Raw genomic sequence first — 15,367 nt, forward strand, 5'->3', positions numbered from 1 at the left:
CGGACTCAGCGGCGCAGCGAGGATTCCCGCAGCACCTGCTTCACCGCGATGCTCTGGCCTTCCACCGGCTGGCCGTCGATCAGCGCCAACAGCTTTTCCACCAGCAGGTGCCCGGCCTGCTTGGTGTCCTGCTGCACCGTGGACAGCGGCGGGGACACCGAGGCGGCCAGCGGGATGTCATCGAAGCCGGTGACCGCCACGTCCTCCGGCACGCGCAGGCCATGCTCGCGCAGGGCGCGCATCGCACCGATCGCGATCAGGTCGCTGGCCGCGCACAGCCCATCGATACGCTCACCGCGCGCCAGCAGCGCCTGGCAGGCATCGAAGCCGGACTGCTCGGTGGTGATCGCATCGTGCTGCAGCGAGGGCTCGGCGGTGAGGCCTCGCGCCCGCATTGCTTCGACGTGGCCGCGATAGCGCTGCTCGAACTCGGGATAGTGGCTGGAGGCATGGCCGACGAACGCGATCCGGCGGCAGCCCTGGTCGAGCAGGTGGGCGGTGATGTCGAAACCGCCCTGGAAGTTGTCGCTGCCGATCGAGACACCGGGCTGGTCGGGCAGGGAAGCGCCCCAGCGCACGAAGTGGGTGCCTTGCTCGACCAGCCGCTGCAGCCGCTCGCGCGACTCGTGGTAATCGCCATAGCCGAGCAGGATGATGCCGTCGGCCTTGTTGCTGTCCTCGTAATCGGCCTGCCAGTCGGTGGACAGCTGCTGGAAGGAGACCAGCAGGTCATAACCGCGCAGCGCGCAGGCCCGCGTGATCGAGCCGAGCATCGCGTGGAAGAAGGGGTTGATCAGCGAATCGTCATTGGTCGGGTCCTCGAAGAACAGCAGGGCCAGTGTGCCGGCATTGCGCAGGCGCAGGCTGGAGGCGTTCTTGTCGACCTTGTAGTTCAGCTCCCGGGCGATGGCCAGGATCCGCTGCCGGGTTTCGGCGTTGACCATCGGGCTGCCGCGCAGCGCCCGCGACACCGTGGGCTGGGAGACGCCGGCCAGGTGGGCGATATCGAGGGAGGTGGCTTTACCGCGGATGGTCATTTCAGCAGGCGGGGAGACGGTGAAGCGACATCATGCCATGCACCGTGATGGCGGGGCCGGGAGGTCCCTCGGGCTGGCGGCCAGCGGCCTGCGGCGCAGGGACTGAACCGCCGTCACCGTTGCGGCATATGGCTCGAGCAGGTTTCCGGTCGTTCCCGGCCGGAATTCCGACAGGGTCGGGGACGGCGGCGATGATAAGATGGTGCAATCTGGATCCCCCCCAATTCTCCCAAGGGCGGCCCGGCAGATCTGCACCCCGCCCGGGGCTGTGATATGACTGCGGCCTGCCCTCGGACAACGGAAGAGCAACCCTATGGCGCGCGGCATCAATAAAGTCATCCTGGTCGGCAACCTCGGCAACGACCCGGACGTGAAGTACACCCAGGGCGGTATGGCGATCACCCGCATCAGCCTGGCCACCACCAGCGTCCGCAAGGACAAGGATGGCAACCAGCAGGAGCGTACCGAATGGCACCGCGTGGTGTTCTTCGGCAAGCTCGGCGAGATCGCTGGTGAGTACCTGCGCAAGGGCAGCTCGGTCTACGTCGAAGGCAGCCTGCGTTACGACAAGTACACCGGTCAGGATGGCGTGGAGAAGTATTCCACCGACATCATCGCCGATGAAATGCAGATGCTCGGCGGCCGTGAAGGCGGTGGTGGCGGTGGCGGTGGCGGCGAACGTCCGCAGCGCCAGCAGGCCCCGCGCCAGGAGTACGGCGGTGGCGGCGGCGGCGGTGGTGGTCAGCGTGGCGGTGGTGGTGGTGGCTACGGCCAGCAGCGCCCGCAGCAGCAGGCTCCGCAGCAGTCGGCGCCGCCGATGGACGACTTCGCTGATGACGATATTCCGTTCTAGACAACACCTATGTACAAGTGTTGATGAAGATCTAAGAGGAGCCCCGTTTTACGGGGCTCTTTCTTTTCTCCATGGTTCTCGCGTGGTGAAATAAGTCTGATATAGTCATGCACATGGGGAATGGTAGAGGAAGGAGTGCCCGTGCTTTCGGTCCATGTGCTTGGCGAGGGGGAGCGAGTGCCGATGCTTCACGACGAGCAGGGAGTGCCGCTGTTCTATCCGACTCTGTTCGCCACCTCCCAGCTCCGCAATGCCGGGGCGGCCGTCAACACGATCCGAAACAAGCTGGCCGATCTCGTCGTGCTCCTGCGATGGGAGCAACTCCATGGCCGCGACCTGATCTCAGAGTTCCGAAATGGCAGCTTTCTCACGGTGGCAGACATTGCCTCGCTGCGGGATTTCGCCAAGCTCGACATGCGGTATCAGCAGCCTGCCGCGGAGGAAAAGGCAGGGGCACGCAAGACCGGTGTCGTGGACTTCCTGGAAGCGACAGTTGGGTCGAGTCCGGCTCTGGCCACCATCGGTGGGCAGCAGCACTTCAATCGCATCAGCACGTTCGCCGACTACCTGGAGTTCACGGCGTCGGTCGTCACCCTCCATCTGAGCTCGACGCAAACCGCACAGGAAATCGCGCGGATGGCCAAGACCATTCGCAAGCACCGGCCACGCGGGTTGGCCAAGCAGCGAGAGGACGATTCGGAACTGCGTTCGCCTCCCTCCGAGCTCGTCGAGCGGTTCATGGCGATAGGCGCCGAGGGTGACCTGCGCAATCCGTTCCGACACCCGGACGTCCAACTCCGCAATGCCATCATTTTTGGGCTGCTGCGACACACCGGAATGCGGCGAGGGGAGCTGCTGAGTCTGCGGCTCGATCAGTTCGACTTGGGCCACGAACCGCACGTCTGGGTTCGGCGCAATCAGGACGACAAGCATGACTCGCGACGCTACCAGCCGGTAACCAAGACCAAAGAGCGCCCTTTGCCGCTGCCTGAGACGCTCGCCAACCAGATCGACCGTTACATGCTGAAGGTGCGTGCCCAGATCGGCCCGGCTCGACGGCATCCCTACCTGCTTGTCTCGCATCGGAAGGGCAGCACATGGGGCAAGCCGCTCTCAAACTCCGCCCTCAACAGCCAGATCTTTTCCCGTATGCGCGCGGTGGATCCCGCCTTCGAAGCGATCCATCCCCACGCCTTTCGGCACCACTTCAACTACGAGATTTCCGTCAGCATCGATCAGCACAACGCCAAGGTCCGGTCGAAGGACGATACTGAGTCGGTGCTGATCAGTGAGGCAAGGGAGCTGGATGTTCGTGCGTTTCTGAACGGTCATCGCAGCAGGGCCTCGGGCGCGACGTACAACCGGCGCCACATCCGCGAAGCCAGTGACAAAGCCGTTCGTCAGGTGCAGACCGGATTGAAGCGACGTGAGAACGCCAAGGAAAACGACGATGATCCGCGTTAAGCCGAAGCAGCTCGATATCGCGAGGAAGGCTGCTGCTGCGACGGTGTCAATGGACGGCTACCCGTTCGATTCTTCGGGTGACCACTGGCGATTGAACAAGGACGTGCAGATTGCACTAGTCCTTCCTGGGACTATTGACCCGACAACCGAAGCCGGCTTTCGCGCCACGTTGTTGCGTTACGCGGAAGAGGCATCTGCGCGACACACCGAAAACATGGCTACGCGATTCAAGCGATACCTGCGGGACACGGGAGCGTCGCAGGTTACGGTGATCAACCTCATTAACTGGCGCGCGAGACTTGCGCCAGACGAGCAATATCAGCTGGGCGGACTCAAGGGCTTCTTGTTGGCCTGGCACGACTACGGGTTTGAGGGAGTCTCCAAGGAGGTCGTCGACTTGCTCCAAGGCTGGCGAATCCAGGGGAACGAAAAGGGTGTGGCCGTGGCCAGTGGCTGCCCGGACAGCGGGCCCTACACCGACCTCGAGATGGCTGCACTTTTGGATTGGGCGAACCAGGCAGTAGCCCGGAAGGACATCGCATTTGAGGACTACGCCTACTTGCTCACCTTGGTGATGACCGCGCGACGTCCTGTCCAGATCGCGGCCTTAAGGGGCCGGGATCTGATTCGGGAGCCTGGTGTGCGCGCATCAATGTTCAGGCTCCACGTTCCGCGAGCCAAGCAACGCGGCCTCACGTTTCGTGGTGCCTTCAGGTCCCTGGCCATACTCGAAGATCTTTATCTGGTGCTTCGGCAGCAGCATAGGAAGTCCGTTGCCGCAGTATCCGAAGCCATCGGACGATCAGTTGATCCCGCGCTGGCAGGCGAAGTGCCGATCTTTCTCAATAGCAAGCGGCTCGAGGGGGTAGGGCATGTCCACGAGCTAACGGACCTCCTGAAGGGCGTCGCGCCCGATCGACTGCACGCAACTACCGACACACTTGCGAATGCGCTGCAACGTTGCGCGAAAGCTTCGACCGCACGCTCCGAGCGCACCGGCGAGTTCATTCACCTCTCTGCAACGCGATTCCGACACACGCGTGGCACCAAGCTTCGCCGCGAGGGCTTTAGTGCGTTCATCATTGCCGAACTGCTGGATCACTCTGACATCCAGAACGTGCGCGTGTACACAGAGAACACGGCCCAGGAGGCGGTAGTCATCAATGAGCTGATCGGTGCGCAGCTAGCCCCTTTTGCGCAGGCCTGCCTGGGTAGGCTGGTCCACTCGGAGCGCGAGGCCATTCGGGGGGATAATCCCCGCAGTCGCGTGCCGAACGACCGGCAGCACGCAGTGGGGACCTGTGGGAACTATGGTTTCTGCGCCAGTGGTTACCGCGCCTGCTACACCTGCTATCACTTCCAGCCCTGGGTTCATGGGCCGCACGAGGAAGTGCTCGCTGACCTCTACGCCGAGAAGGGACGCGCCCGTGCGGCGGGCTGCGCGGACGTTGTCGTGAATGCCAACGACCAGCTGATCCTCGCCGTCGAGCACTGCGCTGCGATGTGCAAGGGGGCTAGCACGCGTGTGTCCGGCGTGGGCCTGTTGGAGGCCGATGGCCATGGGTGAGGTCGTCCAGTTCGTACCTCGTGCCGACCGCGATGCCGCTGCCAACCTCGTCGAGTTCATTCGGCTGGCAAGAGACGAACTCACGGCTTTTTCCAGCGGCGGTGCCTGGGACTGCGACAAGTGGCAGCACAACGAAACCACCGTTGTATTCGCCACGAGGACGGCGCCCCTCGATAGCTATTCCTTTACGCCCATGGCCGAGCCGTTGAAGCAGTTCGCCAAGGCGTACATCCGCTATCGCTACAGCCATAAGCCGGTGAAGAGTCTAGCGATGATGCTCCAAGCTCTCCGTTGCTTGGAAGCGGGACTGCTGGCGGCTTGTGGCCATGCAGATGTAGTAATGCTGACAGGGGCTTCGATGGACGTTTGCGCCACCAAATGCCGGGAGCTCTATTCCAGCGAAGATGTGCACCACAAGACCGGGCTGCATATGCAGGCCATCTTTGACTTCCTACGTGAAAAGCACCTGGTTCCCTCACTTCCGGCTTGGAAGTCGCCGTTCAAGAAGCCGGTTATCCTGACCGAAGATCTGGGCGAGGCGGGGCGTGCGCACCGGAAGGCAAAGCTCCCTTCGAATGAGGCCATGCTGGCGGTCGCCGACGTGTTCGCACAGGCGGGCGACCCGGAAAGCCGGTTCTACTCGTCGATCTTCGTCCTGCTGATGGCCGTGCCAGCCCGCATCTCCGAAGTCCTTAAGCTGCCCACGGATTGCATTCAATGGGAGGCCGATGACGTGGGAGAGTCCCAAATGTTCCTGCGTTGGCATGCAGCCAAGGGGAAAGGTGCGACGAAGAAGTGGGTCGTGCCCGCGATGCATGACGTCGTGAAGGAGGCTGTCCGCCGTTTGATCGAGATTGGTGGACCGGCGCGCGAGGCGGCCCGGAAGGCGTTCCAACGCTCGGTGCGGCCGTCGACAGGGGCAGGCCTCATCCAGGAGTTTGGAGGCTTCTACTGGCCTTTCGTCGATAACAAGAAGACAGTGAAAGCCTGGGACGCGCTGTGTTTGCATCGGGAGAGTGAGTTCGGCCGCGAGAAGGCTATCCGGCCAAGCTCATGGCGCGTTCCCAGTGCAAACGAGGTAAATGGACGCTTGGGCTCTCGCGAGAGCTTATCCCTCTTTGATCGAATGGGGCTGCGAAATGTCGATGGCACGCGCATCCAACTGACCTCGCACCAGCTTCGTCATTGGCTGAGTACGATATCGGAGCGAGCGGGCATGGACGACTACACCCTAGCGCAGTGGGCGGGCAGAGCTCGGGTGTCCGACAACCACCATTACGACCATCGCTCGCCCGAGGAGCGCCTAGAAGCGTCGCGCGAGCTGCTTGCGAACCGACCCGTACAGATGCCGGAGCGCATCAAGCATCGCCAGCCGGTGACTTACCAGGAACTCGGGGTTGATCGGCCGGGAACGGCCAAGGCAACGCTCTATGGCATGTGCGTCCATGACTACGCCATGGCCCCGTGCCAGAAGCAACGGGAGTGCATGACCTGCAAGGAGCACGTATGCATCAAGGGGGACCACGTGACGTTGGAGAGGATTCGTCTGCTGGAGGCGCAGACGGAAGCTTTGCTCCAGCAGGCCAAGAAGGCTCATGAGGATGGCGACTTTGGTGCCGACCGCTGGGTGGACAATCACAAATGGAAGCTGGCTCACGTCAAGGCAATGCGGATGGCGTTGGAGAATCCCAGCGTTCCGGAAGGCGCGGTCCTCAGGATTCCGGAGGGGCACGACCCCTCTCCGGTTCGTCGTGCCCTCATGGATCTTGGCGTGGTAGAGGCGCCCTCCATGGAGGCGCTTGTTCCGAAGATGATTCCATTTGCCCTGACCTGATCCGCCATGCCGAAGAAAATCATCACCAAGACCACGCTGCCAAAGATCATGCGTGAGCTTGATCGCTGGGAAGGCAAGCTCACTTGGCCACTTTTTTGCGAGCGTGTCGCAAAGGTGCTGGACGTCTCAGCGATTTCGAAGCACACGATGTACCTCTACCCCGCCATCAAAGAGCGGTTTCAGCAGCGACAGAAGGACTTGCGAGAGGCGAGGGATGCACTCCCACGAGACTTCACGCTGGATTCCGCGATCCGGCGGATTGCTGATCTGGAAGCACAGGTAAAGCGGCTTGAAGAGACGAATAATCTGTTGCTTGATCAGTATCGTCGCTGGCAATACAACGCTTATGCCAACAATATGCGAATGGATCTGCTCGCTTGGGACAAGCCATTGCCCGAGGTTAATCGATCTGGCCGCTCCCGCGCATCTAAAAAATTTTCTGCAAGACCAAAATGACTATGAATAAAATGAAAGATGCCAGTACTGCTCTGAGACTCACCGAAGCCCCTAAGGCGTCGGACACCGTCCTGGCCAGCTTCATCTGGAAGAACGCCGAGGACCTGTGGGGCGACTTCAAGCACACTGACTTCGGCAAGATCATCCTCCCATTCACGCTGTTGCGCCGTCTGGAATGCGTGCTGGAGCCCACGCGTGCCGTCGTCCGCGATACCTACGCCAAGTTCAAGGACAAGGGGCTGGATACCGACTTGATCCTGCGCCAGAAGGCTGGCCTGCCTTTCTACAACACCTCGCAGTACTCGCTGGCCACCTTGGGCGCCACCAAGACCAAGTCCAACCTGGAGGCCTACGTCGCAGCCTTCTCGGACAACGCACGCGTCATCTTCGACCAGTTCAATTTCACCGACACGATCGCTCGGCTCGCGCGCGCCGACATCCTGTTCAAGATCTGCCAGAACTTTGCCAACACCGACCTGCATCCGGATGTCGTGCCCGACCGGGTGATGTCCAACATCTACGAGCACCTGATCCGCCGGTTCGGCTCCGAAGTGAACGAGGCCGCCGAAGACTTCATGACGCCGCGCGATGTCGTTCACCTGGCCACGACTCTGTTGCTGGATCCGGACGATGCGTTGTTCCGCAACAATCCCGGCTTAATCCGCACCCTCTACGACCCCACATGCGGCACCGGTGGCTTTCTCACCGATGCCATGAACTACGTGGACGGCTTTGCCGCCCAGGGCAAGGCCCCGCCTGTCATGATCCCGTTCGGCCAGGAACTGGAACCGGAAACTCACGCCGTGGCGCTCGCCAACATGCTGCTGCGCCGCTTGGAGACCGAACCATCGCGCGACCTGGCCGCCAACATCGCCGGCCCCAAGTCTACGCTCTCCCAGGACGCATACGCCGGACAACGCTTCCACTACTGCCTATCTAACCCGCCGTTCGGGAAGAAGTGGGAGAAGGACCAAGCGTTCGTCGAACGAGAGGCCAAGGAGAAGGGCTTCGAGGGCCGGTTCGGTGCAGGCACTCCGCGCGTGTCCGACGGCTCCATGCTCTTCATCCAGCACCTGATCTCCAAGCTGGAGCACCCCGCAAAGGGCGGCGGGCGCGCGGCCATCATTCTGTCGGGATCACCACTTTTCACCGGCACCGCAGGCGGTCATGGACACAGTGAGTCGCAGATCCGTCGTTGGCTGCTAGAGAAGGACTACGTCGAGACGATCGTCGCCCTGCCCAATGACATCTTCTTCCGTACCGGCATCGGCACGTACATCTGGCTGTTGACCAACAACAAGCCTGAAGACCGCCGCGGCAAGATTCAGCTGATCGACGCAACCGAGATGCACAGTCCGATGCGCAAGGCGGAAGGTAATAAGCGCCGCTACGTGAGCGATGCGCAGATCCAAGACATCGCACGGCTCTATGCCGACTGCACGCCCGGCGAGAATGTCCGGATCGTGGACTACCGCGATTTCGGCTATCGCCGGGTCAAGGTACAGCGACCGCTGCGACTGGTGGGTAAGGTGACTGAGGAAGGTCTTGCCACTTTGGCGACCAGCAAGGCCTTCGCCAAGCTCAATGAGATGGAGCAGAAGACCTGGCTCACCCTGCTGCGCAAGTACCTGGGCCAGACCCACCCCTACACCTGGTTCGCCGACCTCCCGGCAATGGCCAGGGAGGTTGGCCTGCCGAAGATCGCCAAGCCCTTGGCCATCGCTCTGGAAACCTCGCTGGGCGTGCGCGACCCCAATGCGCCCGAAGTGCTGGATGCCGATGGCAATTTCGTAGCCGACAAGGACCTGGAAGACTTCGAGACCGTTCCGCTGGATCGACCTATCGACGCCTATATGGATGCTGAGGTGCTGCCCCACGTGCAGGGCGCGTGGGTGGATGCCAGCTTCACGGATGATGAGGATGGAGAAGTGGGTAAGGTCGGCTACGAGATCAACTTCAACCGTTGTTTCTACAAGTACGTGCCGCCGCGCGACCTGCATGAGATCGACGCCGAGTTGAAGGCGGTGGAGAAAGACATCGCCGCACTGCTGGATGAGGTGGCGGAATGAGCGAGCCAATGAAAGCGAGCGGCTCCGCCAGTGGAATGGACATACCGAAGCATTGGAATGTCACCAAGTTCTGGACTGTAGCTCGCCAAGTCTCCCGATCTGGCCTCCCAGATGCGGGTCTCATGTCGGTTTACTTGGATCGTGGGGTGATCCCATATAGCGAGGGCGGCGGTCTCGTCCACAAGCCAAGCGAGTCGCTTGACGCGTACCAGCTTGTCGAACCAGGCAACTTCGTCCTCAACAACCAGCAGGCCTGGCGCGGTTCTGTTGGCGTGTCCAAGCACCGCGGCATTGTCAGTCCTGCTTACCTCATCTTTGAGCTGTCCAAGGAGCTGGACCCCACCTTCGCGAACTATCAGTTCCGGGAAACTCGGTTCGTCGATGAAATGATGCTTAGCTCCCAAGGTGTAGGCGATATTCAGCGCCAAGTGAAGTGGCCTTTACTTCGCCTCGCGAAGGTGTTTCTTCCGCCAATCACAGAGCAACGGGAAATCGCCTCCCACCTCGAGCGCGCCACTACCCGCATTGACGCCCTGGTCGCCAAGAAGACCCGCTTCATTGGGCTACTGCGCGAGAAGCGCCAGGCCATGATCACGCACGCTGTGACCAAGGGGCTGGATCGTAGTGTAGCGATGAAGGCCAGTGGTTCTGCCAGCGGCCTAGACCTTCCGAAGCATTGGAATGTTAGCAACTTCTGGACAGTCTCCCGTCAGATCTCCCGAACTAGTCATCAGAATGTTGGCCTCATGTCGGTTTACTTGGATCGTGGCGTAATCCCCTACAGCGAGGGCGGTGGTCTTGTTCACAAACCTAGTGAGTCTCTGGACGCTTACCAGCTTGTTGAGCCCGGCAACTTTGTGCTCAACAACCAGCAGGCCTGGCGCGGCTCGGTCGGTGTGTCCAAACACCGCGGCATTGTTAGCCCCGCCTATCTTGTGTTCGAGCTGTCTAAGGATCTGAACCCCGACTTCGCGAACTACCAGTTCCGGGAAAAGCGGTTCGTTGATGAAATGATGCTCAGTTCCCAGGGAGTCGGTGATATTCAGCGCCAAGTTAAGTGGCCACTCCTTCGCCTTGCCAAGGTGTTCCTGCCACCTATCGATGAGCAACGGGAAATCGTCGCGCATCTCGACCGCGCCACCACCCGCATCGACACCCTGATCGCCAAGACTGAGCGCTCGATCGACCTACTGCGCGAACACCGCACTGCCCTCATCACTGCTGCCGTCACCGGCAAGATCGACCTGCGCCCCGCGGCCTAAGGACACGCCATGCATCCTGCCTTCAACGACACCGCCCACCGCGAAAAGTATTTCGAGGAGTACATCGTCAAGCAACTCGCCGCGTCCGGCTGGAAGGTAGGCCATACGTCTGGCTACGACCAGAACCACGCCCTCTACCCAGAGGATCTGGTGGCGTGGATCCAGGGAACACAGCCCGCGAAGTGGGCAAAGCTGGTGGCGAGTAACGGCGAGAAGGCCACCGCCACACTCATGGAACGGCTGGCTCAGGTGCTGGAAAAGGACGGCACCGTGCATGGCCTGCGCCGCGGGGTGAAGATCGCAGGTGCAGGCGAAATCAGCCTCAGCGAAGGCTTGCCCGAGGATGCGCGCGACCCGACGGCGTGGGAGCGCTACAACGCCAATATCCTGCGCGTCGTGCCGCAGCTCTTGTACCGCCAAGGCAGCACCTTGGCCATCGACCTGGTGTTCTTCATCAACGGTCTGGCTGTGGCTACCGTGGAGGTCAAGACCGACTTCACCCAGTCCGCCGACGAGGCCGTAACTCAGTACAAGGACGACCGCGTGCCGATGGATCCGGTCACCCGCAGGAAGGAGCCTCTCCTGACGTTCCAGCGCGGTGCCGTCGTTCACTTCGCAATGTCCGACAGCGACATCCAGATGTGCACCAAGCTGGATGGGAAGAACAGCTACTTCCTGCCCTTCAACCAGGGACGTGATGGCCGCAAGGGGAACCCGACCCGGGAGGATGGCGAGTATCCAGTCGCCTACTTCTGGGAACAGGTCTGCCAACGCGATAACTGGCTGCGGATCTTCCACAGCTTCGTGTACACGGAGAAGAAAGAGGTCGTCGACCTGGATGGCAACCACAAAAAGAAGGAAACGCAGATCTTCCCGCGCTTCCATCAGTGGAACGCCGTCACCCGCATGATCGAGGACGCCAAGGGCAAGGGCCCTGGCCAGTCCTACCTATGCGAACACTCGGCCGGTTCCGGCAAGACCAGCACCATCGCCTGGACGGCACATGACCTAATCCGCCTGCGTACCGACGCAGGCGTCAACCTGTTCCATTCGGTCATCGTGGTCACCGATCGCACGGTGTTGGACAAGCAGCTCCAGGACGCCGTCCAGCAGATCGACCACCAGAAGGATCTGATTGCGGCCATCGGCGAGAAGGACACCGGCGTCAGCAAGTCCAAGGAACTGGCCGAAGCCCTGGAGCGTGGTACCCCCATCATCGTGGTGACCATCCAGACTTTTCCCTACGCGATGGAGCAGATCCTGACCAACGGAAAGCTGGCCGACCGAAACTTCGCCGTTATCATCGACGAGGCCCACACCAGCCAGACCGGCACGGCGGCCTCCAAGCTGCAAGCCACGCTTGCCCTGCGCGATGCCAAGGCGATGGAAGGTCTCACCATCGAGGAGCTGCTGGAGAAGATCCAGTCCTCGCGCGCCCGCCCCAAGAACGTCTCCTACTTCGCGTTCACCGCCACGCCCAAGCACGCCACGCTCATGCTGTTTGGGACGCGCCCAGACCCGACCAGGCCGGCCAGCAAGGACAACTTGCCGTTCTCGTTCGACAAGTACCCCATGCGCCAGGCCATCGACGAGGGGTTCATCCTCGACGTGCTGGAGGGCTACCTCCCCTACAAGACCGCGTTCAACCTGGCTGAGCCCGCGAAGGACGGCAAGCGCGTGGAAGGCAGGGCCGCCAAGCGGGCATTGGCCAAGTGGATGTCGCTGCACGCCACCAACGTCACCCAGAAGGTCGAGTTCATCGTCGAGCACTTCGCGGCCAACGTGGCCTCACTCCTGGGTAGCACGGCCAAGGCCATGATCGTGACCTCCTCGCGCGCCGCCGCCGTCCGCTACAAGAAGGCATTCGACGCGTACACCGAGGCTAACCCCAAGCACAAGGCATTCCAGGCCCTGGTGGCGTTCTCCGGCGCGCTCACGGGCAAGGAGGTCATGCACGCCTCTGACGAGCAGTTGAAGGACGATCCGTTCGCCGCTGAGGAGGACGAGCAGTTCACCGAAGCCAGTATGAACCCGCGCCAGTACGGCTCGGATCTGCGTAAGGTGTTCGACCGTCCCGAGTTCCGGGTCATGATCGTGGCCAACAAGTTCCAGACCGGCTTCGACCAGCCCAAGCTTTGCGCGATGTACCTGGACAAGAAGATCGCCAACCCTGTGGAGATCGTCCAGACACTCTCCCGACTCAACCGCACCACTGCCGGCAAGGACACCACGTTCGTCGTGGACTTCGTCAACGATCCACAGTCCATCCTGGATGCGTTCGCGCTGTATGACGCCGGCGCCAAGATCGAGAAGGCGCAGGACCCTAACGTGGTCTATGTGCTCCAGGGCGACCTGGACAAGGCCGACGTCTACACCCAGGCCGATGTCGAGGGCTACACGGCCGTCCGCTTCAAGTCAGCCGCCGCATACACCGCAGGCGACGATGCGACGCACAAGCAGCTCTATGCGGCGACCAGCGTGCCCACCCAGCGCTTCAACGATGCGCTTGCTGCAGCCCGCAAGGCCATCTTGGCCGCCGAAAACGACTTTGAGCATGCCAAGGCTCAGGGCAATGAGGCCGGCATGAAGGCGGCCGACGCCAAGCGCGCTACGGCCGCAGAAGATCTCCAGAGGCTGCTGGACTTCAAGTCAGGCCTGTCCCACTTCGGCACCCTGTACACTTACATCGCCCAGACGATCGACTTCGGCGATCCCAGCCTGGAAGCGTTCGCCAGCTTCGCGCGCCTGCTCTCCAAGCGGCTCAACGGCGTGCCGCCAGATCAGGTCGACGTGTCCGGCTTGCTGCTGACAGGCTTCGACATCAAGGCACAGGACAAGCCCGTCTCTGGTGGTGATGATCAGGACCTAATCCTGCAGCCCGTGGGTCCAGGTGGTGGTGGACAGCCACCACTGCCGGTGTACCTGCGTCAGGTGATCGCCAAGCTCAACTCGATCTTCGGCGAGGCCACGGCGCTGACCGACAAGGTGGCCTTGGTCAACCATGTCGCCGACATCGTGCGCGAGGACGCTAACACTGTCGCCCAGGTCAAGAACAACACACGCGACGTGGCCATGGCCGGCAACATCAAGGGATCGGTTCAATCCGCTCTGGTGCGCGCTCTAGACTCGCACAGCACCCTTGCCGCGCATGTGTTGAAGCATGACCAGCAGGCGCTGGCTCCGCTGGTCGGATTGATCTACGACCTGGTCAAGGCTGGGCAGAACATTGACCGTGCGGAGCTGGGAGCGTAGTCAGCATAGCCGAGCACATAGGGAAGCGGGGGGCCGGTAACATGGGGTGGCCATGGGCCCGACAGAGTGTCGAAATTGCACGTTAGAAATAGCCTGGCGAGCAGTTAACTCGACAGTTCTAGCTCTGCTTGTTTAGAAAAGCGGCGAGGTGAGTTGATGTGGGCGCTTTTTAATTCAGATACTTACGCTGGTCTAGTTCATTGGGATCGGTTGGTTATGTGTGCACAGCCCTTTTGATTTCTGATTTTTACGGATGCAAACAGAAACCCCGGTAAGCCGCTGTGCTTGCTGGGGTTTTTCTTTCGTGCACGGGGAAGCTCTGCTTCCTGCCGGTTTGACGCCTGTCTTCTGCCCGTAGCCATGGCACGATGGGTCACAACTCAAGGGAGAAGCTGCGCCAGGCGACGACTTGCCGGCGATAAGCGGATCCCGCTGCGCGGCGGCACTGTCCCCCCGCAGCCCCGTGAACGCGATTGCGTGGCATGCCGCTCTCCCTTCGCACGCACAAGGCGACAGGCATCACGCGCGTTGTGCCCTGCAGCATGCATTTTCGTGCACCGCGTCTTGCAAAAAAACGATCTCCTCCTCTATGGTGCAATCGATTGCATTGCAGCGGATCGTCAGCGTTTGACACCGGTTGGGAGGCCGGAAGACGGATGTCCATCCATTCGATCAGGGCGGCATCGGGGCCGGCCGGGGGTCTCACGCGGCGCGATGCGCTGCGCATGGCGGCCGCTGCGAGCCTTGCCTTGGGCGCTGCGGCCGTGCTGCCTGCATCCGCCGGCACCGCGCCACTCAAGGGCAACCTGAAGCATTCCGTCGCCCGCTGGACCTTCCCGCAGCAATCGGTGGCCCAGCTTTGCACGACGGTGAAGGACATCGGGTTCGCCGCCATCGATCTGGTCGGCCCGGAAGACTGGCCCACGCTGAAGGCCCATGGCGTCTACAGCTCGATGTGCAACGGCGCGGAGCTGGGCCTCACCAAGGGCTTTGCCGGCCGTGCGTTCCACGACCAGCTGGTGGAGCGCTACACGCGGCACATCGATCTGGTCGCCGATGCCGGCTATCGCAATCTCATCTGCTTTTCCGGCAACCGCAACGGCATGGACCCGCAGGAGGGCATGGCCAATGCCGAGGCCGGCCTCAAGCGCATCCTCGGGCATGCCGAGAAGCGTGGCGTGGTGCTGGTGATGGAGCTGCTGAACTCCAGGGTCGATCATCGCGACTACCTGTGCGACCACTCTGCCTGGGGCGTGGAACTGTGCCAGCGGCTCGGCTCGGACAACTTCGGCCTGCTGTACGACATCTATCACATGCAGATCATGGAGGGCGACATCATCGCCACCATCGGCAGGCATCACGCCTGTTTCAAGCATTACCACACCGCGGGCGTGCCGGGCCGGCACGAGATCGGGGACCAGCAGGAACTCAATTACCCCGCCATCTGTCGCGCGATCCGCGACACCGGTTTCGATGGGTATCTGGCGCAGGAATTCATGCCTGCGGCACCGGATCCCGTCGGTTCGCTGCGCGAGGCCATCCGCCTCTGCGACGTCTGAAACGATATCCACCA

Annotated in this window: 10 protein-coding genes; 9 read left to right on the plus strand and 1 reads right to left on the minus strand. The window is 61.6% G+C overall.

Translation table 11 applies throughout. The features are described 5' to 3' along the window. Window positions 1-5 precede the first annotated feature (5 nt). Window positions 6-1,037, minus strand: coding sequence for a LacI family DNA-binding transcriptional regulator (locus OC373_RS12830; RefSeq protein WP_019185701.1), 1,032 nt, complete (start codon window positions 1,035-1,037; stop codon window positions 6-8). Between the two features lie 313 nt (window positions 1,038-1,350). On the opposite strand from OC373_RS12830, the gene OC373_RS12835 reads away from it, so the two are divergent. The 9 genes from OC373_RS12835 to OC373_RS12875 all read left to right on the plus strand — a co-directional run bounded on the left by OC373_RS12835 (window position 1,351) and on the right by OC373_RS12875 (window position 15,353). After that, window positions 1,351-1,890, plus strand: coding sequence for a single-stranded DNA-binding protein (locus tag OC373_RS12835; RefSeq protein WP_019185702.1), 540 nt, complete (start codon window positions 1,351-1,353; stop codon window positions 1,888-1,890). Window positions 1,891-2,031: 141 nt separating this feature from the next. Then, window positions 2,032-3,354, plus strand: coding sequence for a site-specific integrase (locus OC373_RS12840; RefSeq protein ID WP_234500060.1), 1,323 nt, complete (start codon window positions 2,032-2,034; stop codon window positions 3,352-3,354). Continuing rightward, window positions 3,341-4,921: a site-specific integrase gene (locus OC373_RS12845; RefSeq protein ID WP_234500160.1), complete on the plus strand. Its 1,581-nt coding sequence runs from the start codon at window positions 3,341-3,343 to the stop codon at window positions 4,919-4,921. Before OC373_RS12840 ends, OC373_RS12845 begins: the two co-directional genes overlap by 14 nt. After that, complete coding sequence (locus OC373_RS12850; RefSeq protein ID WP_197581832.1) at window positions 4,914-6,755, plus strand: hypothetical protein; 1,842 nt, start codon at window positions 4,914-4,916, stop codon at window positions 6,753-6,755. Before OC373_RS12845 ends, OC373_RS12850 begins: the two co-directional genes overlap by 8 nt. 6 nt (window positions 6,756-6,761) lie before the next feature. Further along, a complete protein-coding gene (locus tag OC373_RS12855; protein ID WP_197581834.1) occupies window positions 6,762-7,211 on the plus strand; it encodes a hypothetical protein in 450 nt (149 codons plus the stop codon). A gap of 11 nt (window positions 7,212-7,222) precedes the next feature. Further along, window positions 7,223-9,280: a class I SAM-dependent DNA methyltransferase gene (locus OC373_RS12860; protein WP_234500056.1), complete on the plus strand. Its 2,058-nt coding sequence runs from the start codon at window positions 7,223-7,225 to the stop codon at window positions 9,278-9,280. A gap of 122 nt (window positions 9,281-9,402) precedes the next feature. After that, window positions 9,403-10,542, plus strand: a complete 1,140-nt coding sequence (locus tag OC373_RS12865; RefSeq protein ID WP_197581836.1) for a hypothetical protein — start codon at window positions 9,403-9,405, stop codon at window positions 10,540-10,542. Between the two features lie 9 nt (window positions 10,543-10,551). After that, complete coding sequence (locus OC373_RS12870; RefSeq protein ID WP_234500054.1) at window positions 10,552-13,794, plus strand: DEAD/DEAH box helicase family protein; 3,243 nt, start codon at window positions 10,552-10,554, stop codon at window positions 13,792-13,794. A 656-nt stretch (window positions 13,795-14,450) separates the two neighbouring features. Then, on the plus strand, window positions 14,451-15,353 hold the full coding sequence (locus OC373_RS12875; protein WP_172838081.1) for a TIM barrel protein: 903 nt from the start codon (window positions 14,451-14,453) through the stop codon (window positions 15,351-15,353). The last annotated feature ends 14 nt before the right edge of the window (window positions 15,354-15,367 follow it).

Origin of the sequence: Stenotrophomonas sp. Ste96 (assembly GCF_024519495.1) — a bacterium.
GTDB lineage: Bacteria > Pseudomonadota > Gammaproteobacteria > Xanthomonadales > Xanthomonadaceae > Stenotrophomonas > Stenotrophomonas bentonitica_A.